The sequence below is a fragment of the Pseudemcibacter sp. genome (genome assembly GCF_965661635.1).
Lineage (GTDB): Bacteria > Pseudomonadota > Alphaproteobacteria > Sphingomonadales > Emcibacteraceae > Pseudemcibacter.
Window position 1 is genome coordinate 1 of sequence record NZ_CBFIEP010000122.1, and the last position, 22857, is coordinate 22857.

A 22857-nucleotide genomic window follows, 5' to 3' on the forward strand; every position below is an offset into this window, starting at 1 on the left:
TTGAACATGAAATAACTCAGTTCATTGAGTATTATAATCACGAACGCTACCACGAAAGCATCAACAACCTAACGCCTGCCGATGTTTACTTTGGCAGAGATCAATCAATTCTGGAAAAAAGGAGAAGAATTAAAAACAAAATAATTAAACAAAGACGCTTGCAACATCGCAAGATCGTAGCTTAATATTAACACCAATAGGAGATCAAAGCCTCCTTATGAAATAGGCCAATGGATTCTCAAATCATTTGATGACGGACACGACATCATCCGGTGTTACTTTGCCGGGCACACCAGTCAATTCAAGCACGTCATTGGCTAGCTTTAAAACGCGTCCTCGTTTGATCATCGTTTCTTCATCATCCGCAACACCGATCACACGCGTCTTTTCGCCCATGGCTGCAAATCCGGCAACCAGACCTGCTTGTGTGCTGCTACTACCGGTGCATTGCAATACATAATCAAAATGAATGTCACGTTCTTTTGATTGTTCAACAATTTCTTGGGCACAATCAAGGTACCCTAACGTACCAAGCTTATGATCAGACGCGCCCCCATCTATCAAATAAGGTTTATGTCCCTGTTTTTTAAGGTATTCAACAAAATCTTCTAAGGGGCCCTGATCTTCGATGGGTCGGACGGTTTCATCAATATATAAATCCGCCCCCATCATGCTGCTTAAAAATATATTGCCCACTTTTCTGTAATTCGGACCAGCGTCTTTCGTCCATCCGTAATGAAGCAGCGCACATTTCATATTATTTTTTGCTGCTGCTGCCGCCGTTTGGCGAGTGTGGTTTGATTGGATCGCTCCAACGGTCACAAGCATATCATATCCCTTGGCCAAGGCATCCCCCACTAAATAATCAAGCTTGCGGGTTTTATTACCGCCCCCTTCCAAGCCGGTTAAATCATCCCTCTTAATCCAAAGCTCTTGCCCGTACAGCAATTGACCAAAATTCTTTAAAGGATGCATTGGTGTCGGCAACAACGCCAACTCAGCATTTGGCCATTTTGAAAGTTTTTCTTTAATCAAAGTCAAACCCTCAAAGGCTTCAAAGTTCCTCGTTCCTGATCATCCATTTGATCCATAAGACCTGTTTCCCAGCGTAGATATTCTCTCGCGTGTTCCATATTGCCGCTATGGCGGCCGTGTGTGTGGAACATGAAATCTATGCGCTCGCTATCGGGCGGGCTGTCAGGCGTGGAAACCATCTTAAGACCCGCCGCTTTCCATTCGTCGGGCTCTGTTAATGAAATGATGGCATTGCCACCTAAATCCTTAACGATGAATTGCGCGGTGAATAAATCGGACGCAATGACGACTGGTTTCCCTTTAATATCAATTTTTGAAAGTTGTGGTCTTATGGTCCAGATGGCACCATCAATATGGCCTTCGCGGTAATCTTCGCTTGAGCGGGCATCTAAAATCATTGCGTCCGTATTTTTAAGCCCTTCTGCGTTGATAAATTCTAACCCTGATACATCAATATCAAATTCACCAACATGGACTAATTCCTGAACCGTTTCAGGATCAAGAAGATAAGCATCATGTCCCATTCCCTTAAGCCAGATTGCCGTCATGACCGCACGGATTTTGAAGTTATCATATAAAACGATGCGACCGTTTCTGGTTGCAAACCATTGGTCGGTTGCTTGAATTAATTGCCCGCCTGGAGTATGGCGAAAACCGTTAATATGGCCCGCTTCATATTCTTCACGAGATCTAATGTCATATTGGAATGTGGTTTTATTTGTTTCGTTTTTCCACTTATTTAAATCTGCCATACTAATGACCGGAATATCATATTCGGCGATCATTTGATTTGCTTTTTCCCCAGCATCCTTGACAATATTATCATCAATATCATTGGGGTATGATCGCTTAGCACCATATTCCAGTTCAAGTCCCGCGAGTTTCCAACCCATGGTTCCATTTTCAAGGGCATAAACCTTATTTGGAATTCCAAGTCTTCTTAATGTTTCGGCACCAATTAAGCTTCTGGTGCGTCCGGCGCAATTGACGATGATATCCTGATCAGGGCGCGCGAGCATTGCTTGATATCTGAGTGACAGTTCCGCGTTAGGGCACGAGGTGGATGATGGGATCGTCATACGGTTAAACTCTTCGGGTGTTCGTCCGTCTAGAATAATGAAATTATCATCACCCTTATCCATACGTGCTTTTAATTCCGGTGCAGTAATGGATATTGTACCAAGTTCATGTTCCACCACTTCACCGAATGATTTTGATGGTGCGCTGATCCCTTCATAGAGCGCATAACCCACGTCTTTCCATGCGCTAACGCCCCATTTTAAAACGACCACATCTTCATAGCCCAAATCTTCAAGGTGCTTAGCGGCCTTTTCTGAAACGCCGTTTCCGCCGTCCATTAAAATAACTTTTGTATGCTTGCCAGGAACATAAAGCCCAATACGCGCTTCAAGAATACTGTAAGGCACATGAGAGACAAAAAACGGATGACCACCGCCATATTCCGCCGTTTCACGGATATCCAGAAAGGCCCACTCATCTTTGCTTGAGAGTATTTTTTTTACTTCATGTGCCGTTTTATAATTCATGTGACTACCTTAAACTTAATTCTTTTTCTGCTGCAATAAATCCAAAAGCGCTCCAGGCGCTCGTATCCATAAAACGTTCCATTAGATCATAGGCGCGTTCTTCATCACCGTTATAAAGGAACCAATTTTCGACACCAAATGCAATCGCCGCACCGCTTGGATCATTGGGATCAACATCGGTTAATTGCACCGCTGGAATGATGCCTTTATACATCAGCGTCAGGTTGTGATAAGACATATTTTCAATTATTTCCATGTCTTCTTTGATGTTATGAAGGGAGGCTTTAGCCTCTTCCTCTTTACCGAGGCGGCGAAGATTCATATACATCCAATGGCCCGCCGAAACGATATTATCATCATTTAAATCAATGTCTTGTCCCATTTTAAAAGCATCATATGATTTCTGCCATTCCTGCCTTAGGAAATAAGAAAGACCCAAATGATAATAAATATTACTGTGGGTGCTTGTTAAATAAATCCCTTGTGGATTTGGTGCACCGTCCGGCTCTATTTTATCTTCTGTACCTTTAATAAGCTCCGCTGCCATTTCATAGTCAGCGACAGCACGGTCAATTTCTCTAACTGAAATATAACGATGACCACGATGACGATAAAGACGTGCTTCATTTGGGAATTTTTTAATGCCATCTGAATATATTTCAATGGCGCGGCGATAGTCGCCCGTATAAGCCACTCGGCGGCCATACCAAATGATATTCATAACATCATCGGGGTTTTGATCATATTTTGCTTTGGCTTCTGCTAAATTATTCAGAAGTCTTTCTGATGGTTTGGCCGGATAAAGTGGTTCTCCTAAAAATGACATTGCCTGAGCTTCGGCTGGTACATTTCTACTAAATAATGCTTCACGGGATTTAAGATCAACTTCCGCCGCAATATATCCAAATGAACCCCATGATGATGTTTTTAAGAAACGCTCCATCAAGTTATAAGCTTTTTCCTGCTGACCGTTATAAAGGAACCAATTGGCAACACCGTATGTTATGCTTGCACCTGCCGGGATATTAGGGTCGGCACTTAAAACTTCTGCTTCTGGCACCTCACCCTTATAAAACATCACGAGCTTATGATAATTATGAACTTCGATAATATTCATATCGGCGGTGACATGACGCAAGGCTTCTTCGGCCTCTTGATCACGACCTAAGCGTTTTAGATTCATATAAATCCAATGGGTCGTGGACGACGTGTTATCATCATTGAGATTTAAATCACGTCCCATTTTATAAACGCGTAATGAATTTTCAAAATCATGTTTTAAATAATACGCGAGCCCAAGATGGTAATAAATATTACTATGTGTACTGGTGACGGGAATTCCTGCTGGGTTGGGTGCGCCGTCCGGTTCAATTTTATCTTCAGTGCCTTCAATTAATGTTGCGGCGATTTCATAATCCTCGATAGCGCGGTCGAATTCACGGATCGTGATATAACGATGACCACGGTGGCGATACATACGCGCGTCATTTGGATGTTTCCTAATTCCTTCAGAGAATATCAATATGGCTCTACGGAAATCACCCGTATAAGCAACACGGCGGCCATACCAAATGATATTATTAGCATCCATTGGGTCCGCTTCATACTTTGCTTTTGCCTCTACTAAATTCGCCAATACCTTTTCGTTTGGCGCAGGCATACTTAAAGGCTGATCAAATAATGAAATTGCCTGTGACCCATGTGGCACTTCAGGTAATAAATGTGATTGCTGTGCGAATGCTGATGCACTCATAACTAATGTAAATAATATAAATAATGTTCTCATTTTCAATCCCCTAATGATGCAAGATAATCCCGAATAGCGCGCACTTTGACGGGATCAGTAATATGACGGGAGAAATCATCACCCGGCGCCATTGATGGCGCATTTTCTGTATAGGGGCTGCCGACCATTGTGCGGCATGATGAATGCACTTCCCCTGTTTTAAATATTTTAAAAAGATTTTCCAAATTCGGTGGGTTGATTTTAGAGCACGGCATGATTGAAATTCGCCCCGCTGCTTTTTCAATAACCGATTTAATATTAAACGCGCCTTCAATTGCCGTCTCTTTTTGCCCGGACGTCAAAATACGTTCGATTCCCAATTCAATGGCAATTTCCAATGCTTCGCTTGTATCCGGTGTCACATCAAAGGCACGGTGCAGCGTTACACCCATGCCTTCTGCATGATCAATCAGTCGTTTTAATTTTTGTGTATCGAGTGCACCATTTTCATGGGTTATACCTATGACAATACCAGCCATACCATATTTCCGGCAGGTATCAATATCATGGAGCATCACATCCATATCTTCAAAATTGAAAATAAAATCACCGCCGCGTGGACGGATCATTGCATAAATGGGTTTTCCTAACTTTGCAGCACGTTGCATTAATCCGGCACTTGGTGTTGTGCCGCCGATCCCTAACGCATCACATAATTCCAATCTGTCGGCACCATTATTCACCGCATTCATCGCGCCTTCAATGTTATCGACACATACTTCAAATGTAATTTTGCTCATTTTATAATTCTACTTCGCTTATGCGGGGAAACAGCAACATCCCCCAAAAATTTTAGTTATCTAAATGCACACTTTTTAGGAGGTGCTAATTAATTCAAACCAACTCACTAGGACGTTGTTCTGGAGCACTCATGGATGGTTTCCATAGCCAATATAAGCCAGGTTCATCCAAATTATAAGATACAACCTTATGATTGCCTTTATTGTCGATTGCGTGGATCACTAATCCGGCGATAAATCCGCCCTTTAAACTATCGACTTCCTCGACCGCGAATTTCACGGCATCATCAAGTGACTTGCCCATTTGCATGGCCATCACGATACTGCGTGACGTGCTACAGCGGATTGCCATTTCACCCGTATGGGTACAAGCTGCCGCACCATATAGGCTATCAGCATAAAATCCGGCGCCTGCAATCGGGCTATCACCAAGGCGTCCGGGATATTTCCAACCCCAACCAGATGTACTTGTTGCAGCGTGGATACCCTGATTTGCATCTTTACACATGAATACGGTCGTATCTCTTACTTTTTCTGGATCGGTAATAACACTATTAAGTGGTGCAAGCGGAATATTAGGGAATTTTTTAAATTCTTCTTCGCTTAATACATCGCGTAATTTTTGTTCCCAAACTTCACCAGAATTTTCAAGCAGTGTTTTCACTTTAGGAAGGCCTATTTCTGCGGCAAGGCGATCGGCGCCATCACCGGTCACCATAACATGATTTAATTTTTGCATCACCGCGCGAGCAACTTGCGCCGCATGATAAGTGCGTTTTAGTGCACCAACCGCACCAACCTCACGGGTATTACCGTCCATAACGCCGCCATCAAATTCCATTACGCCTAATATATTTGGCCAGCCGCCATAACCAACACTGCGAATTGTTGGATCGGCTTCGACTTTATTAATACCCTCAATCATAGCATCTAGGCCATACATCCCATCTGTAAGATGCCCTGCTGTTGTTTCAATTCCCGGCTCTCCTGTAACATTGGTGAGCAGGATCATTTCATCTTCTCTACTATTTGATTGCGCAAATGACTTGTTGGCTGACATTGAAAGTGCTGCCGCGGCGGCAGTTGTCTTTATAAAATTTCTTCTGTCCATTTTAGTCCCTCAGTTACTTATGTTTATATTTGTATCTTGGTCGAATTAATCACGCGCATCAATAAAAAACTGCCACAGATAAGAATTTAAATTACCTGCGGCAGAAATTTTAAAATGTTAAATTTTTGATTTCAAGCATCTATAGCTTTTACATCATCGCCGCTAAATCCGCTTCAGCAGCAATATAACCGAAAGAGCCCCACGCTTTAGCCTTCATCATACTTTGAAGCATTTCTTTCGCTTTGGCTTCATCACCATTATAATAGTGCCAATTAGCAAGGCCATAAGCGGTCGCCGCATCTGCACTATCCTCTAAGTCAATGCCTTCTGATATCTCAGATTCGGTGAGTTCACCTTTATAGAAAAGAGTGAGTTTATGATAAGTATGATTTTCAAGAATTTTCATGTCTTTATTAATCACATCAAGCACATGTTTTGCTGCATCATGTGTCTCACCAGCGCGACGACGGATCATGTAGCGCCAATGCGTGATTGATACACGATTATCGTCATTTGTCGCAACATCAAGATCAAGATCATAAACACGTTTTGCGTTCTCCCAATCATGCTTAAGATAATAAGCAAGCCCAAGATGATAATAAATATTTCCGTGCAGAGTACTCACAGGAATTCCAAACTCGTTTGGTGCCCCATCTTGTTCGACTTTATTAGACTTACCTTTAATCATTTCTCCCGCTTTTTCAAGGTCCGCGATCGCACGATCAAACTCACGAATTGTGACATAGCGATGACCACGATGACGCAAAAATTGCGGATCATTCGGGTTATCTAACATACCTTCAGAAAAAATCTTAATCGCCTCACGGAAATCACCCGCATATGCAAGGCGGCGACCATACCACACAGCGTTATCTGAATTCATCGGATAATCCATGTATCTATAACGGGCATCGGCAAGGTTTTTCAGAACTGTTTCATTCGTCGCATCAGGCATAGTTAATGCTCTGCCATCAATTAATGAAACGGCTTCAGCACCTTCTGGAACATCTGAATAAAGATTACTTTGAGCGAACACATTTCCTACTGTAAGTAAGGATAAAGCCGCGGAGATTTTAAAGATTTTTTTATACATTGAATAAGCCTATATTTTGTTGGGATTTTATATCCGTTTTGTATGACCATATATATGGACAAAACCCACATTCTTGTCAATAAAACAAAAAAAGGCAAAATTATGCGTTATTGCTCTTGATCCATTTGGTAATTTCATCTGCAGTATCTGCTCTTTTAATATAAAACCCTTGAGCTTGATCACACCGCATTGTGGCAAGTTTTTTAAGCTGATCCTCTGTTTCAACCCCTTCAGCAATAACATTTAAATTAAAGCTATGCCCTAATCTAATGATCGCTTCCACCAAAGAATGTGCGCTTTTGTCTTGATCCATATCTCTGATGAAACTCTGATCAATTTTTAACTTATCAACTGGCAACCTTCTAAGATAAGAAAGTGATGAATAACCTGTACCAAAATCATCGATCGAAAGCTGAACACCCATTTCAGATAATTCATGCAAAATTCTTATGATTTCTTCGGTTTGGTTCATGATGACGCCCTCCGTAATTTCTAAATCCAAATATTCTGGATCTAATTTTACGGCTTCAAGACAGTTACGAACGAACTTGGGGAAATCTTTTTCGTGAAAATGAAATGGTGAAATATTCACCGCCATTTTAAAGGGCTCCAATCCTTGATCCTGCCATTTTTTTGCTTGATAACAAGCTTCAGGTAAAAACTGTTCTGTAAGAGGGATTATTTGTTTTGTATGTTCAGCAAGCGGTATAAAATCATCTGGCGATATCCATCCTTTATCAGGATGTTGCGAGCGCAGTAAAGCTTCGACACCATTAATCTGGCGATTATCAATGTTAATCTGTGGTTGATAATGAAGTAAAAATTGGCTTTTGCTAATGCTATCACGAATATCAAATAACATATTCGTTCTTTCCATAATCTCTGAATGCATTCCGTGGTCATAGACTACGACACTATATGCATTAGTAAGCATGGCTTTATTATAAGCTATCTTTGCATTTCGATTTATGTGATCTGTTTTATCGGCATGGTCCGGATAAATACTTATCCCTACAGAAATAGTCATCTCTATTGAGTTTTCACCTATTTTAATAGGTGCAGCTAATATTTTATTTAATTCTTCAACAAGTTCTAGAACTTCATTTAAATTATTTTCATTGCTGGTGATAATATGAAATTCATCATAGGCAACATGGGATAAATGCACATCATCTTGAAAAAATTCTTTACAGCGATTTGCGATTTCTGTCACAACTTGATCACCAGCACTCAAACCTAAAAATTCATAAATTTCATTTAACGAATTTAAACCAAAATAAACAAGCGCCATAAATTGTTCGTCTTTAAGCTTCTCATTTTTAGCCGCTTCTCTTCTAAAATCGACAATGCGCTTTCTGACTTATTTTTTATGCAATACTTGATTAGGCAGACCGGTTAAACTGTCATGCTGCAATACATGAATGATATCATCTGTTCTGGCCTGCTCAAGTGATGTTACATCAGTATAATTTAATACAAGCTGATCATCACTTATCTTCATTACTTTACTATATAAATTACGACCATCCGCCATTACTAATTTCACAAGGTCATCTTCATTCTTCTCTTGCAAAATTTCTTTAATATGCGCGTCAGCTGCATGATTAACATCAACATTACCTTGCCAAGATTGTTTGATAATTTTGCGAATAACCTCTTTCAAGGTCATGCCACGTTTTATTAATCCAGTAGGTAAATTAAATATATTTTCAAATGACTTATTCCATGAAATCATTTTTCGATTTCGATCGAACATTGCCGCACCCGCTCCTAAATTATCAAGCAACAGTTGAAATCCTTCATATGATTTTTGGTTTTGCTTGGCGATTTGCACAACCTCATCCATTAATAATGAATTGCGGTTTTGTAAAAATAGAGCGCTTAAAATCATTCGGTGAAGACTTTGTCCAATAAGGCCTGCGACGACACAAAAGGTTAATGCCCCTATCCCCATTATCGTTCCATATTCTTCTGAATTCGCATTAATTAAATAGACCGTACTAAATATCGCTATAGGTATTAAAAAAGCCCAAATAACATAGGTATGTGCACTGCTGCTTATGGCTGAGATACAGCATAAAGCAAGTAACAACGTCACTAGTGTTAAAGTAAGAAGTTCCCCTTGCAGATAGTCAACGGGTATGAGCGTCACTAACCCCCACATAACACCTAATAAAAACGTAATACCTGTATAAATTAAGAGCCATTTATTGGATTTTACGTAAAAATCGGATTTAAAAGACGCGCGATAAATCACAAGCCTGACGGCTAGTAAAAACATCATTCCGGTGGCCCAATAATACTGCAGCGATGAGGTAAAATTATCGCTAAAAGACCAAAAGTAAACGACTATTATCACAACACTACCGAGTGTATTAGGAATAATATGAGAAAATAATATTCTTAATTGGTCAGGTAAGGTTTGGCGGAGTTGATCGCGATCACTCGATGCTTCTTTTATATTATTTATATCGACTATTTTACTTGCTCCAGAAGGAAAGGTCTGAATAATATCATTAATAATATAGAATTAACGATAATTAATTAATATATAATTACAATTTTATACGGATAAAATTATGCTTAAGGCAAATCAACTTACAATTACCAACATACGTAATGAACTTAATAAAATTAGTGATGAGATGCTTATTCTCATTAAAAAATATAACTTAATGGCCAATTCTCAATTGGAAGTAGTTGAAATGGCACGGCAAAATATTACTGATCAAAAAGATTATATACGGTTTTTAGAACTATCATTAGAAGGCCGTATATACGGCGATGCCGCTGAAGCTCTTGAAAAAGCAACGGTTTCTCAAAATGAAAGCCAGAAACCTCATTAGGTAATTTTTCTTTTAGTTCAGAACTTTTTCAAGCCCGTCAAAAATCATATTCCAACCTTGAATGGTTAATTCTTCATATTCTGACCAAACATCATCCATTTCATGTGTGATCAAAACTCTGCATCCATTTTCCGTCTTTTCAAAATCGATAATTACGTTTGAGAGTGCATCATCATTGGCCGTTTCCATATAATAACTAAAAACGATACGTTTTGGACGATCAATTTCATGAAATGTACCCACATGCATTGCCATTTCTTCGCCGCGTCTTTCTCCTATTCTGAAATCTCCTCCGACACGAGGATCAACATCTGATACTTTATCAACACCCTCAGGCGTGCTAAACAACCACTTTCCAAGATTTTTTGTATCTAACCATTCATCAAAGACAATTTCCAAGGGAAAATTAAATTCACGAGATACAGTCACCTTAAAAACGTTAATGATATTTCTTCTTTCAACCATTATTACCTCCTATTAGTTAAAGTATCTCTTTCAAAACACTTCGGGAAATATTACCGCCGCAAGCAATGATTGCGACTTTTTTGCTGGCCCATTTTTCCTGTTGCTTTAAATATCCTGCAACAGCGACCCCAACGGCCCCTTCACCAATCGTATTGGTATCATCAATAAAAATCCTTAAACCTTCAATCAACTCTTCTTCGCTTACCTCTAAATATTCATCAACATAATCACGGCAATATTCAAATGTAATCGTCCCCATTTCAACACCACCCGCGGGACCATCTGATAAGGTTGGGTCTGACGGCAGATCAAGCACTTCACCAGCAGCCACACTTTGCATCATGACATTTGAATTAGAGGGGGATACGGCAATTATTTTTGTCTTTGGTGATAAATTTGCCATAGCGATCGCGATCCCAGACATTAGGCCTCCACCGCCTAATGAAATAAATACTGCGTCCAAATCCTGAACTTCTGAAAAAAGTTCAAAACCAATCGTTCCCTGACCTCCAACAATTTGTGGATCATTATAAGGAGAAATAAAAGGAATATCATTTTCAGCCGCAAATTTGCGTGCATTTTTTTCACCGTTAATGGGATCCCCTTCATTTTTCACTACGTCTACGCCATATGAAACCATACCGTCGTATTTAGCTTGTGACATATCATCAGGACCAAACACGGTTCCTTTTGTGCCCGTTTTCTGGCACATGTAGCCAACACCTGCTCCATGATTACCCGTAGATGCTGTTACTACGCCCTTTTTTCGCTCAGCGTCCGTCATGGAAAGAATTTTATTAGCCGCACCACGTAATTTAAATGAACCGGTTGGGTTTAAATTTTCCATTTTAAAAAAAACACGCGTGTCACTATCACTTAATGTTTTACTTAATCTAAGCGGTGTTGGCGCGACTACATGCTTAATTCTTGCTGATGCCTTAGCAATTTCAATAAATTGATCTGTACCTAATTTCTTACTCATTTAATTTACTTTCCCTGGTGATAATTTTTCATCGAAATTAGTCACATTATATTTTTCAACGATTTCCTTGACCTTATCAACATCGATTGCCTCTAACGTTCCGCGACTACTCTTTACCGTTTCCGCCTTTAACATCGCATTATAAACGCTTTCCTGTATTGCTTCGACCACAGCTTGGAATAATGGCGACATCGCCGTATTGCTTAATGTTTTGGCAGGAACGGGCTCCCGCGCGCCACGGTCACGACGCACGTCCGGACTGGTGGAAAAGGCGATCACATAATCACCCGAACTATTATGAGCAACGGACCCTGTCCGCGCGAGCCCCATCATGCCCCGCTTCGCCAAACGGTCAAGATTTCGAGATAAAATCGGCGCATCGGTAGCAACTACCATCATCATTGAACCACCGTCCATGGGAACAACACCTTGTCTCGCTTCTTCTAATTGCGTTTGATAAGAATATTGCCCAAGTTCGCGACCAACTGGAGCCCCATTTACATTTAAATCGCCACCGAAGTTCGTTTGCACCAAAACACCAACCGTATATCCACCAAGGCTTTTCGGCAATACACGTGAACTTGTACCAATGCCACCTTTCCATCCAAAGGCCTGAGTACCACGACCTGCGCCAACGCTACCTTCTTCAACCGGTCCCGACTTTGCGGCCTTTAATGCCGCAAACGTATATTCCGACTTTGCGCTATCATCTGACCACATATTATTCACGCGACTATCATTGGTTTCGCCAACCACAGGGTTGACTGTATGCTGTCCCTCACCCGGTTTATCTAGCATCCAGTCCTTTAATGCTTCCGCCGCCGTCCAAACACACAGCGTGCACCCAAGGATAATTGGCGTTTCAATTTCACCAAATTCACGCACCTGTGTTTCACCAACCAATTTCCCATAACCATTGCCCGTATGGATCCACGCGGGAATAGGATGGGTATACATATTATGATCCGATGGAATAATCGCAGTAATACCGGTCCTGACATCATCACCGGCATTAACTGTATGATGACCAACCCGAACCCCGGCTACATCGGTAATTGCATTATGTTCACCCGGCGCTATTGTGCCGACAATAATGCCAATATCCCGTGACCTTGGTTTATCATTTTCTGCCATCGAAACTGAACTTAATAATAAAGAATTACTGATTAATATGCTAAGCGTTAAAAGTGCCTTTTTATTCATGATCAATCCTTATTTGATAGACAAAAAAGCTCGCACATTCAAAGAATGAAATCAACCTGAATAAATGTTTGCTTAATTTTGCCGCAAAGGGTTAGTATATTTTTGAAAAAATAAGGGAGAAAGATAATGAGCCAATCAAGACGCAACTTTTTAAAAGCAGTCGGTGCAAGCGCGGGCATGAGCGCACTTTATATGTCCGGCAGCAATACAATGGCGCTGGCGGCAGGAGATGTTCGCGCCATGGCCACGGCACAAAATGGTATGACAGGCACAGAGATATTTTGGGATAAATTGCGCGATGAGTTTATCATTGAAAAAGATTTGATCATGTTAAATGCTGCCAATATGACGCCAACACCAAAAGTGGTTCATGAAACGGTGATTGAACATACTCGCGACATGGAAATGAATTGTTCATTTCAAAATCGCGGTAAATACGGCGGGTTGATGCAACGATCACGCGATTTTATTGCGGGCTTCCTTGGTGCGGATGCGGATGAAATTGGATTTGTCAGAAACACATCTGAAGCCAATAATACTGTCATCAATGGCCTTGACCTTGGCCCGGACGATGAAGTGCTTATCTGGGATCAAAATCATCCTTGTAATAACATTGCCTGGTATCAACGTGCTGAACGACTTGGATTTAAAGTTGTGACCGTATCAACCGACCCTAAGTTAAATGCAATCGAAGATTTAATCCGCCCCTTTAAGGAAGCCATTAATTCAAAAACGAAAGTTCTTGCCTTTAGTCATATCTCAAATCAAACGGGAACCACCCTTCCGGGGAAAGAATTGACCCAACTTGCCCATGCAAACGGGGCAAAATCGCTCGTGGATGGTGCACAAACGTTTGGTTATATGGATATTGATTTACATGATATGGGATGTGATTTTTACACCTCAAGCGGACAGAAATGGATCCTAGGCCCTCGTGAAGCGAGTTTTATTTATGTAAAAAAAGAAGCACAAGCCGAACTATGGCCCAATATTGTCACTGTGGGCTGGGAACGCTCAAAAGTGAATGGCGCTCAAAAATATGAAAGTCTTGGCCAACGTGACGATGGCCGCCTTTGGGCATTGGGGCGTGCGGTTGAATTCCACAATATGATCGGGCAAACACGTATAGAAGAACGCATCAATGCGCTCGCAGGAACTTTGCGTAATCATTTATCAGAACAAGTGCGTGACATTGATTTCTTAACTGAACAAGCAGACGGCTTTAATAGCGGTATCGTGGTGGCCCTTATTTCAAATACCGACGCAAAAAAAGCTGCCAAAACCATTTATGAAAATTATCGCATCTCGGGTGCGATTGGCGGAAACGGTGATGTGCTTCGCGTAAGGTTGTGTCCGCATATTTATAATTCTATGGATCAAATGGAACGCACAGCGAAATATATTTCGCTCTCCATTTAAGTGATAAATTTTAAAAAATAACAATTAGGAAATAAACCAAATGAAATATAAATTATTGAGCCTCTTATTGGCTTCATCAATCACTTTTTCTGCACATGCCGCTGACAACGAATTAAGCGCTGCTGAAAAAGCTGATGGTTGGGAACTTCTTTTTGACGGTCAAGATATCGACAAAAACTGGCGCGGCTATAAAATGGAAACTTCCCCAACCAAATGGGAAGTGGAAGACGGGGCAATTTTCTTTAATCCAAATAATTACGGTACGGGCGGTGATATTATCAGCCGTGAAAAATATAGCGAATTTGAGTTTTCATTGGAATGGAAAGTGGCCGCCGCATCAAATAGTGGGATTTTTTATCATGCCGTTGAAAGCGATGATTATAAATTTCCTTATGAAACGGCCCCTGAAATGCAGGTATTGGACAATGATCGACATGCGGACGGCAAAATAAAACAACATCGTGCTGGGGATCTTTATGATCTGGTAAAAAGCCGAGTTGAAAATGTGAAGCCTGTCGGCGAATGGAACAAAGTTTTAATCAAAGTAAAAGGCAACAACCTTGAACATTGGCAAAACGGTGAAATGGTTATTAAAACAACCATGTGGGATGATAATTGGGCTTCACTTATTAAAGACAGCAAATTTGCCACTTGGCCGAGATTTGGTAAATCAAAAATTGGCCATTTTGCATTACAAGATCATGGTGATCCGGTTTGGTATAAAAATATTAAAGTAAAAAAATTAAATTAATCAGTCGGCTGCGGGCGGTTTTATTTTTAGACGTTCTTTTATAAGCGCTAAGAATATGGCCGCCGAAATACCAGACGCGGAAAAAAGCATACACATCACCATGATTTGATATCGCACAGCAATTAATGGAGAGACGCCGGATAAAATTTGCCCCGTCATCATTCCTGGTAATGAAACGAGACCAACACCAAATAAAGCATTCACGATCGGAATTAGCGAAGCACGTAGAGCAATACTGCGTGCTTTTTTGTATGGCTCTCCTCTGCTCATTTCGGCCTCAACTCTTTCGGCTGCTAGGCTGATACTATTCATTGAGCTGGAAAAAATCATTCCGGCAAGCGGGACTAAATAGCGCGGCTCATACCATGGCTCTAATCCCAGCACCCCTTGAGTGATCATAAAGAGTACCGATCCGCCGCCAATAAAAATTGAGATAAATGATAATGGATACAGAGCCTTACGATGGATTTTTAAAGTTCTAAGTGAAATCCAACTAGAAACCAAAAGCATTACTGATAGCACGGTAAGTATAATCCAAACGTTTTCTGCATTAAATAGAAACGTTAAAAAATAACCAACGACAAGGAGTTGAACGAGCATCCGAGATATGCCGAAAAGGGCCTCTTTACTATCGCCTTTCCATTGCTGCAAAATGATGAGCACAATGACAACAGGAATAAATGCCAATGCAAGATTAGCCAGTGATATTACCTGTATCGTATCCATTTTTTCCCTTTTGAGTTTGTTGGCTAGACTTTATAACAGCCTTATCATAATTGCATCTCTAAAATTGAAAAAATCACTATTACCTAAATTCTACAATCAGAATTTTTTAATAATTTTCAAATAGGCAAATTTATATTAAAAAAAAACGGGTATTTTGAGTAAAAACATATTATAGCTACTGTTAATTACATGTTCATCATAAATTTGGAATTATGCTGTTTAGGATTTTCCACTGAAGAATTTAAAGGTTAAGAAATGAGTATTAGCTATAATAGCGCTTATAAGCATAATAATAAATTAAATGTATCAAAATTAAGCAAATCATTTTTCATTGCTGTACAACTAGGGTCATTTACGTGTCTTTCTGCCTATGCACAAGAAGTGACAATCTCCGATGAAAGAAATACCGGAATAAGCACAGGTTCAGCTAATGGTGGCAGTGCTGCTGATATCATTATTGATACAGACGGCAGTATCAACCTTGAAAGCGGAACAGGTATAACAATTGATAGCAATAATGATGTTACTATTAACGGTAGTATTAATAATAATGCACAGAGTGATGCAATTGGCATTAATATCTTGGTTCCAGATGCCGGGACACGAGTTTCTGATCTAACTGTTTCGGATAATATTACTATTAGTGCCGTTGGGGACAATGATAATCTCGGAACCAATAATTTTGGATTACTTGTTGAAGGGGATGGAACCCTCCAAGGTGATTTATTTTTTGATGCTAACGGTGACATAAGATTGTTTGGCAGCAACTCGGCAGGCGTATCTTTAAAATCTGACTTAGATGGCAATTTAACTTTAAACGACATCTTAGTTACTGGTGATAACAGTAACGCAGTTGAGATATTTGGAAATGTAAATGGAAATATAGCGTCAAATTCCAACATTACTGCTAGGAATGTAAATAATCATGGTATTTATATTGGTGGTGATGTTACCGGTTCTTACAAAAATAGGAGCGCTATTCAAACTGGAACAGACTCTTTTACCAATTTTTCTACAAATATTACTACGGATGCGATCTCAGGAATAGCTTCACTAAGAATTAGTTCGAACATTACCGGTGGTTTTGAAAATAGTATTGTCTATTTTGATATTAATGGTAATGAAATTAATGTTGCAGAAAACGAATCCACTGCCGGCCTATCTACAAACACTAGTAATATCAGTGCCTTGGGTGGAGGTTATGCTGTGATGATAACCCCTGAAAAAATTGATGACACTCCATGGACAGACATCACCCTTGGAAATTCAAACTCCTTTTATGGTGATTATTCTTTTGTCAATCAAGGTACTATTAGAGCCAGAGGGATAAATAGTGGACAAGAAACAACAGCCATATTAATTTCAGGGGCGACAAATAATTCTACCACATATTCAACAAGTTTCGATTTTGGTCTATATAATGGACTTTGGGGTACTATTGAAAGTGAAGCGTTAGATGCGAATTCAATTGCAATAGATATTGGTGTTGATACTACAATTCCGGAAATAATAAATAACGGAATTATTGCTTCCACTGCAAATACTACATTTGACAATGATGGCATTAGAAGCGGCTCAGGTGGTGATGCTTACGGCATTAGAATAGGTTCAAGCAGTGTTGTTAATCGCATAGAAAATGATGGCACAATAAGTGTTACAGCAGCTGGCGCAAGTACTTCCGCTTACGGAATAATCGATAATTCAGGCTCTGTTAGTGAATTTACGAATACTGGAATTCTAAGAACATTTAAGGATGCCGATAGCAATGGTCAAACAATTGCTTTAGACCTTTCCAATAATAATACTACTATTGACTTTAATAACGAAGGACAAATAGTAGGCGATGTTTTACTGGGTGATGGTATCAATACAATTGATATCGTTGGCTTGTCAGAAACAGAATTAAATGAAGCAACACAAGCATTTATTGATGAAGGCATACTGGAAGAATTATATCAGCCTCGCTTGGTTCGTGGGATTGATGGCGCATTAATCCTTGGCACAGGGTCTAGTACAATCAATATGAATGGTAATTCGGTTATAGAAGGTGGCATTATTTCACCTAATGGCAATTTAAATATCACACTAAATGATCAATCTGAACTTCGTGTTACGTCTGCAAACAGATTAAATACTGAGAACCTAGCAATTAACGATCAGAGTACCTTAATAGTAGAAATTGAAGGGGATGGTAACTTTACTGGGGGCGTAAATGCTACTGGTGACGTTGTTTTTGGCCCAGAAAGTAACCTGTCTATTGAGATCGCGTCTCTCGTTGGCGAAGAAAATACATTTGAAATAATAAAATCCAATAGCCTGACTATTGATAGTGACGCAAATATATTTAACGCAAATGATCAATTATTTATTTATGATATTTCTTCAGAAATAGATGATACTTCCGTAACTGTTGAATTAAGAAGAAAAAGTGCCCTAGAATTAGGCCTTAATCAAAACCTTTCAGCAATTTATGAAGCTTCAATTCCAGCGTTATTTGATAATGAAGAAATAGCTTCCCAAATTAGTAGCATTGTAACAGAAGAAGAGTTCACTTCTATTTATAATCAAATGATGCCTAATAACTTATCGCAAGCAAGCAGACAAATTTTAATAACTAATAATAGTTTATCAGTTGGTGCAGTTTCTGGGCGGCTCGATAATCTGCGTCTCTTAAAACGAGTTCCAGATAGTCCATTAGAATCAGGGCATGGATTCTGGGTGCAACAGTATGGTAGTAGATATGATTTCGACAATTCAATTGATGAAAAACCAGCTTATGGCCTGACATTTGGTTTAGCTGCCGGTTATGAAATCGCTGTAACTGATCAGGGTGCATTGGGTATTAGCATCGCGAAGAACTTCGCGGATATTAAATTGGATAATGCAGGTTCAAGCCGAGTTGGACTTGAAAATACGCAAGCAGGAGTTTACGGGTCATTTTGGCTATCTAATTTATTCGTTGAAGCTCAGGCTAATGTTGGTTTACTTGACTTTGAAAGCGACAGAAACGTTATTTTTAGCGATTTATCGCGTACATCTGTAGGTGAATGGGATGGCTTACAATATTCATCTAACCTTAAAGTTGGCTATCAACTTGATTTGGGTAGTAAGTTTAGTTTAACCCCCTCAGCTATCATCAATTACACCAATATTAAACAAGACCCATATACTGAATCTGGCGGCGGTGGCGGTATTGACTTATCTGTTTCAGAAATCAGAACCGATTCTATGATAGGTACTGTTGAAATGGAATTTGCCTATACCACTAACTTTACAAGTGGTGACGACGTAATTGGACAACTTAGGTTTGGTCTTCATGGTGGTTATTCTAAAGAGTTTAGAAATGATCCACAGTCAATAACGGCACAATTTGCAGGATATGATAATCAATTCACCTTAACCGGTAGTCAAATTCCACAAAATTCTTATCAAGCAGGTGGAGGTATTTATTTTGGAACGAATATTACGCAATTTAGCATCGTTTATGATGCCGACTGGCGCGAACAATATATGGCACATATCGCTACAATGAATTTCCGCATAAGATTTTAAAGTATTTAGAAGCAACACTTATGATAGATGAAAAGATAGATCATCATTTCAACGAGTTGTCCCCTATTGATTTTAATATTTATGATGATTTTTCATTACTTAAAAAATTAAAAAGTGAATGCGTTAGTTACGATAAAGCGCAAGAATTATACCACTATACTTTAGGCGTTATTGAACAAATTCAAAGTGTTATCAATGAAGAGGATGAACACCTTGCCGTAGTCTACAATTTTCTTTCAAATAGTGAGCAAAAAGATTATCTGACTTTTCTGAAAGTTATAGAAAAAGACACCTTCGAATATATACAAATTAAAAAAGGGCTTCCATAATCTGGAAGCCCTTTTTTAATGGCGGAGAGGAAGTCCGCTGAACCCATGTCCATAGATGCCTATTATAAATACCATAAACCCCTAATATCAAAGCGCTACTCTATTAGGTTGCTTACTAGTGTCTATACCTATATACCTATATCCAGAAGTATTTTGTGGGTTAATTTGTGGGTACATCATGGTAAGGCAGATAAATAAACTAACAGATTGCATTATCAGAGCAATAAAAGAACATAGTCTGACATCTGATGGTAACGTCCTTTATCTCCAAGTAAGCATGTTGCGGGCAACCGCCATTAATAGATCCGAGTTATTTGTTCTTAACTAGAACCACAAAGATTTTGATACTATTATTTAACCATAGCTTGGGAATGTTTTCAGTAAAAATAAGGTCAGTTGCTCACTCAATATAATTTGCGTTACGTCAGGATACTTTTCAGTTAAAGTTTACTCAATAGATATGAGAAATGGATTAGGGTACTTATAAAATGATAAAATTATACCCGTATCTTAGTTATGCAGGAACACTGCCATTCATCTTTTGCGCAACATGTTTAATAAGTGGTGTAAATATCATTCCAATTCTAGGAGATACGGAAAAAGTTTTAAGTGTATATGGCTTGATAATTGCTTCATTTATTGCTGGAGCACATTGGGCGCAGCACTTAAACGTTAATGATTGCATTTGGAGCCGGTCTTTAGCCATTCTAAGCAATACTATTGCCGTTTTGCTCTGGTTTGGCTTTCTATTACTTAGCTTTAAAATATTATTGGGTATACTTGCCGCAGTATTTATTATGCTAATCATTATTGATTATCGACTTTTTCAGATGGATATTATTACTCTTCACTATTTTCAAACACGCATTTTCGTGACATGTATTGTCATTACTTCGTTCATTATTTCAGGAATTTCATCATGACAAAAATTGCTATTATTGGGGCTGGGCTATCGGGCCTTTCAGTTGCTCATTTATTAAAAGATTACGCTGATATTACCCTTTTTGAGAAGGCACGTGGTGTCAGTGGTCGATCATCTACGCGGCGAGATGAACCATATTTTTTTGATCATGGTGCACAATATTTTACGGCTAGAACAAAGCCGTTTCAGGATTTCATTCAGCCTTTTCTTGATAAGGGTATTATCGAACGGTGGAAACCGCGCTACGTGAGGTTTAAAAGCAATCAAATCATTCAAAGAAGAAACTGGTGTGCTGAAGAGCCAAGGTATGTTGGTGTTCCGGGGATGAACCATGTAGCCAAATTTTTAGCAGAGGGGCTAAATATTCATATCAACACAAGGATAGCTTCATTAAATCATCAAGACACATGGCAATTAACAGATGGCCAAGGCAAGCAGTATCATGGCTTTGATTGGGTGATATGTGCTCTACCATCACCACAAGCGTTAGAATTACTTCCAGTATCCTTTGCATATCATAGCCACATCTCAGTCATCAAAATGCGTGCATGTTTTTCACTGATGCTTGGTTTCGAGCAGAGTCTTCCTCTCGATTTTGAGGCAGCTCATGTTACTGATGCAGATTTGAGTTGGATTGCAGTCAATAGCCATAAACCACAGCGGCAAGGTCTTTTTACGTTAATGGTTCATTCATCTGAGGATTATGCCGAGGCATGCATTGATGATGAGCGTGACCAAGTCATGCAGCATTTAATCAACGAGACTAGCCATATTATTGGACAGGATGTAAACCAAGCAAATTATAAAAATATTCATGGTTGGCGATATGCCAACAATGCCGATAAAAAACAAAAAAGCCCCACATTTTTTGATCAAAACCTCAGATTAGCGGCCTGTGGTGACTGGTGTTTTGGTGGGCGTGTCGAGGGGGCTTTTACGTCAGCTTATAACCTAACAAAACAAATGAAAGAGAGCGCTTTATGAGTATTAATTCAAAAAATATAGCTATGCTTGGTGCGTCGAATTCTTCTGGCAGCGCATTTACAAAGCGTTCATCAGGAAAGTATCCAAACGCCATATTTTTTGTATTTTCTAGAAACGGTCAGCATAGTATTAACTATAGCTGCGAGGGCCCCCTCGCTGAAACCCCTGAATTTGCAGAAAAAAGCCATTGGAAGTTTTAGAAAATTTCAGCCCAGAGCAATCAGGGAAATTTTTTGTTTGGAATGTTAAGAAGGTCTTGTCGTAAATGCATATTGTTTGGTTCAAAAGGGATTTACGCATAGAGGATAATGAAGCTTTGGCAGAAGCTGCTAAACGTGGAACTATTTTACCGCTCTATATTCTTGAGCCAGAGCTGTGGCAGCAGCCTGACCTGAGCCATCGGCATTATATTTTTTTACAAGATTGTCTATATGAACTTAGTCAGGAACTAGAAAAAATTGGTCAAAAATTAATTATAAAAGTCGGTAATGTGGTGGAGGTGTTGGAAGAACTAAATAAATGCTATTCTATTGACGGCTTATGGTCTCATCGAGAGACATGGAATGGTTGGACCTATGAACGTGACAGATTTACCAAAAGATGGTGTAAGGCAAAAAATATTCCATGGCATGAGCCAATCCAAAATGGTGTTGTGCGCAGGCTAAAAGATCGCGATGGCTGGTCTAAAGGTTGGTATCATCAGATGAAGAAACCTTTTGCCGATAAACTCTTAAAACTTGTACCTTTAGATATTTCAACTGATACCTTCCCAAACTATTCTGACTTGAGCCTGAGAAATCACGGTTCAAGTTATTTGCAAAAAGGTGGTCGCAGTGAGGCAATTAAATTATTGCAAAGTTTTCTATATGAGCGCGGCGAAGGATACAGCAAAAAAATGTCTTCGCCTGTAACGGCCTTTGAGAGCTGTTCAAGGCTTTCTGCTCACCTAGCGTTTGGTACGTTATCAATTCGTGAAGTGTTCCAAGCCTATGAGAGGCGCAATCAAGAAATAAAGCGAATGCCTCGATGTAAAAAAGGAAAATGGCCAAGTAGTATGCAATCTTTCTCTGGACGCTTGCGTTGGCATTGTCATTTTATACAAAAGTTAGAAGATGAGCCTCGTATTGAGTTTGAAAATATGCATCCAGCTTTTGATGGATTACGTGAAGATGATTTCAATGAAGATTATTTTCAAGCATGGAAATCTGGTATGACAGGCTACCCTATGGTGGATGCCTGTATGCGGGCTTTAACAGCGACAGGCTGGTTAAATTTTCGTATGCGGGCATTGGTGATGAGCTTTGCGAGCTACCATCTCTGGCTACATTGGAGAAAACCAGCACTGCATTTGGCAAACTTATTTACC

At 39.6% G+C, this 22857-nt stretch carries 22 protein-coding genes; 10 read left to right on the plus strand and 12 right to left on the minus strand.

Annotated elements, in window-relative coordinates; translation table 11 throughout:
* On the plus strand, nt 1–185 hold a 185-nt coding region (locus tag ACTF6W_RS08000; RefSeq protein WP_438994017.1), incomplete at its 5' end, for an IS3 family transposase.
* Nucleotides 186–243: 58 nt separating this feature from the next.
* Here the strand turns inward: ACTF6W_RS08000 and ACTF6W_RS08005 are convergent.
* The 8 genes from ACTF6W_RS08005 to ACTF6W_RS08040 form a co-directional block, all read right to left on the minus strand.
* Nucleotides 244–1035, minus strand: a complete 792-nt coding sequence (locus ACTF6W_RS08005; RefSeq protein WP_438994018.1) for a pyridoxal-phosphate dependent enzyme — start codon at nt 1033–1035, stop codon at nt 244–246.
* A 2-nt stretch (nt 1036–1037) separates the two neighbouring features.
* Nucleotides 1038–2582 carry a rhodanese-like domain-containing protein gene (locus tag ACTF6W_RS08010; RefSeq protein WP_438994019.1) on the minus strand — a complete coding sequence of 515 codons (1545 nt, stop codon included), beginning with the start codon at nt 2580–2582 and terminating at the stop codon, nt 1038–1040.
* 4 nt (nt 2583–2586) lie between these two features.
* Complete coding sequence (locus ACTF6W_RS08015) at nt 2587–4368, minus strand: hypothetical protein (protein ID WP_438994020.1); 1782 nt, start codon at nt 4366–4368, stop codon at nt 2587–2589.
* A gap of 2 nt (nt 4369–4370) precedes the next feature.
* Nucleotides 4371–5108 (minus strand): copper homeostasis protein CutC, encoded by a 738-nt coding sequence (locus ACTF6W_RS08020; RefSeq protein ID WP_438994021.1) that lies wholly within the window; start codon nt 5106–5108, stop codon nt 4371–4373.
* Between the two features lie 94 nt (nt 5109–5202).
* Nucleotides 5203–6120, minus strand: a complete 918-nt coding sequence (locus ACTF6W_RS08025; protein WP_438994037.1) for an isoaspartyl peptidase/L-asparaginase — start codon at nt 6118–6120, stop codon at nt 5203–5205.
* A gap of 247 nt (nt 6121–6367) precedes the next feature.
* The gene (locus tag ACTF6W_RS08030) at nt 6368–7312 is read right to left on the minus strand and encodes a tetratricopeptide repeat protein (protein WP_438994022.1); all 945 of its coding nucleotides are present in this window, start codon (nt 7310–7312) and stop codon (nt 6368–6370) included.
* A gap of 100 nt (nt 7313–7412) precedes the next feature.
* Nucleotides 7413–8660, minus strand: a complete 1248-nt coding sequence (locus tag ACTF6W_RS08035; protein ID WP_438994038.1) for a putative bifunctional diguanylate cyclase/phosphodiesterase — start codon at nt 8658–8660, stop codon at nt 7413–7415.
* 12 nt (nt 8661–8672) lie between these two features.
* Nucleotides 8673–9596 carry a PAS-domain containing protein gene (locus ACTF6W_RS08040; protein WP_438994023.1) on the minus strand — a complete coding sequence of 308 codons (924 nt, stop codon included), beginning with the start codon at nt 9594–9596 and terminating at the stop codon, nt 8673–8675.
* Between the two features lie 295 nt (nt 9597–9891).
* Between ACTF6W_RS08040 and ACTF6W_RS08045 the strand changes: the two genes are divergently transcribed.
* Entirely contained in the window at nt 9892–10158 is a 267-nt protein-coding gene (locus ACTF6W_RS08045) for a hypothetical protein (protein ID WP_438994024.1), read from the plus strand.
* Nucleotides 10159–10170: 12 nt separating this feature from the next.
* Here ACTF6W_RS08045 and ACTF6W_RS08050 read toward each other — a convergent pair whose 3' ends face one another.
* Genes ACTF6W_RS08050 through ACTF6W_RS08060 form a run of 3 tightly spaced genes read right to left on the minus strand, consistent with a single transcriptional unit; the run spans nt 10171 to nt 12808 of the window.
* Nucleotides 10171–10623, minus strand: a complete 453-nt coding sequence (locus tag ACTF6W_RS08050) for an SRPBCC family protein (protein WP_438994025.1) — start codon at nt 10621–10623, stop codon at nt 10171–10173.
* A gap of 16 nt (nt 10624–10639) precedes the next feature.
* Nucleotides 10640–11605: a pyridoxal-phosphate dependent enzyme gene (locus ACTF6W_RS08055; RefSeq protein WP_438994026.1), complete on the minus strand. Its 966-nt coding sequence runs from the start codon at nt 11603–11605 to the stop codon at nt 10640–10642.
* Nucleotides 11606–12808 carry a P1 family peptidase gene (locus tag ACTF6W_RS08060; protein WP_438994027.1) on the minus strand — a complete coding sequence of 401 codons (1203 nt, stop codon included), beginning with the start codon at nt 12806–12808 and terminating at the stop codon, nt 11606–11608. It lies immediately after the preceding gene.
* Nucleotides 12809–12934: 126 nt separating this feature from the next.
* Between ACTF6W_RS08060 and ACTF6W_RS08065 the strand changes: the two genes are divergently transcribed.
* Together ACTF6W_RS08065 and ACTF6W_RS08070 are read left to right on the plus strand one after the other, a co-directional pair.
* Complete coding sequence (locus ACTF6W_RS08065; protein ID WP_438994028.1) at nt 12935–14227, plus strand: aminotransferase class V-fold PLP-dependent enzyme; 1293 nt, start codon at nt 12935–12937, stop codon at nt 14225–14227.
* A gap of 40 nt (nt 14228–14267) precedes the next feature.
* The gene (locus tag ACTF6W_RS08070) at nt 14268–14978 is read left to right on the plus strand and encodes a 3-keto-disaccharide hydrolase (RefSeq protein WP_438994029.1); all 711 of its coding nucleotides are present in this window, start codon (nt 14268–14270) and stop codon (nt 14976–14978) included.
* On the opposite strand, the gene ACTF6W_RS08075 is transcribed toward ACTF6W_RS08070, so the two are convergent.
* A complete protein-coding gene (locus ACTF6W_RS08075) occupies nt 14979–15704 on the minus strand; it encodes an ABC transporter permease (RefSeq protein WP_438994030.1) in 726 nt (241 codons plus the stop codon). It abuts the gene before it with no gap.
* Nucleotides 15705–15959: 255 nt separating this feature from the next.
* Here ACTF6W_RS08075 and ACTF6W_RS08080 point away from each other — a divergent pair, with 255 nt between their 5' ends.
* The 6 genes from ACTF6W_RS08080 to ACTF6W_RS08105 all read left to right on the plus strand — a co-directional run.
* Nucleotides 15960–19256, plus strand: coding sequence for an autotransporter domain-containing protein (locus ACTF6W_RS08080; protein ID WP_438994031.1), 3297 nt, complete (start codon nt 15960–15962; stop codon nt 19254–19256).
* A gap of 20 nt (nt 19257–19276) precedes the next feature.
* On the plus strand, nt 19277–19585 hold the full coding sequence (locus tag ACTF6W_RS08085; protein ID WP_438994032.1) for a hypothetical protein: 309 nt from the start codon (nt 19277–19279) through the stop codon (nt 19583–19585).
* Between the two features lie 488 nt (nt 19586–20073).
* Nucleotides 20074–20508: a DUF3429 domain-containing protein gene (locus ACTF6W_RS08090; protein WP_438994033.1), complete on the plus strand. Its 435-nt coding sequence runs from the start codon at nt 20074–20076 to the stop codon at nt 20506–20508.
* On the plus strand, nt 20505–21491 hold the full coding sequence (locus ACTF6W_RS08095; RefSeq protein WP_438994034.1) for an NAD(P)/FAD-dependent oxidoreductase: 987 nt from the start codon (nt 20505–20507) through the stop codon (nt 21489–21491). The genes ACTF6W_RS08090 and ACTF6W_RS08095 overlap by 4 nt, the downstream gene beginning before the upstream one ends.
* Nucleotides 21488–21691, plus strand: a complete 204-nt coding sequence (locus tag ACTF6W_RS08100) for a hypothetical protein (protein ID WP_438994035.1) — start codon at nt 21488–21490, stop codon at nt 21689–21691. The genes ACTF6W_RS08095 and ACTF6W_RS08100 overlap by 4 nt, the downstream gene beginning before the upstream one ends.
* Before the next feature lie 65 nt (nt 21692–21756).
* Nucleotides 21757–22857 (plus strand): FAD-binding domain-containing protein (locus ACTF6W_RS08105; protein WP_438994036.1); only part of this gene is annotated, 1101 nt, incomplete at its 3' end.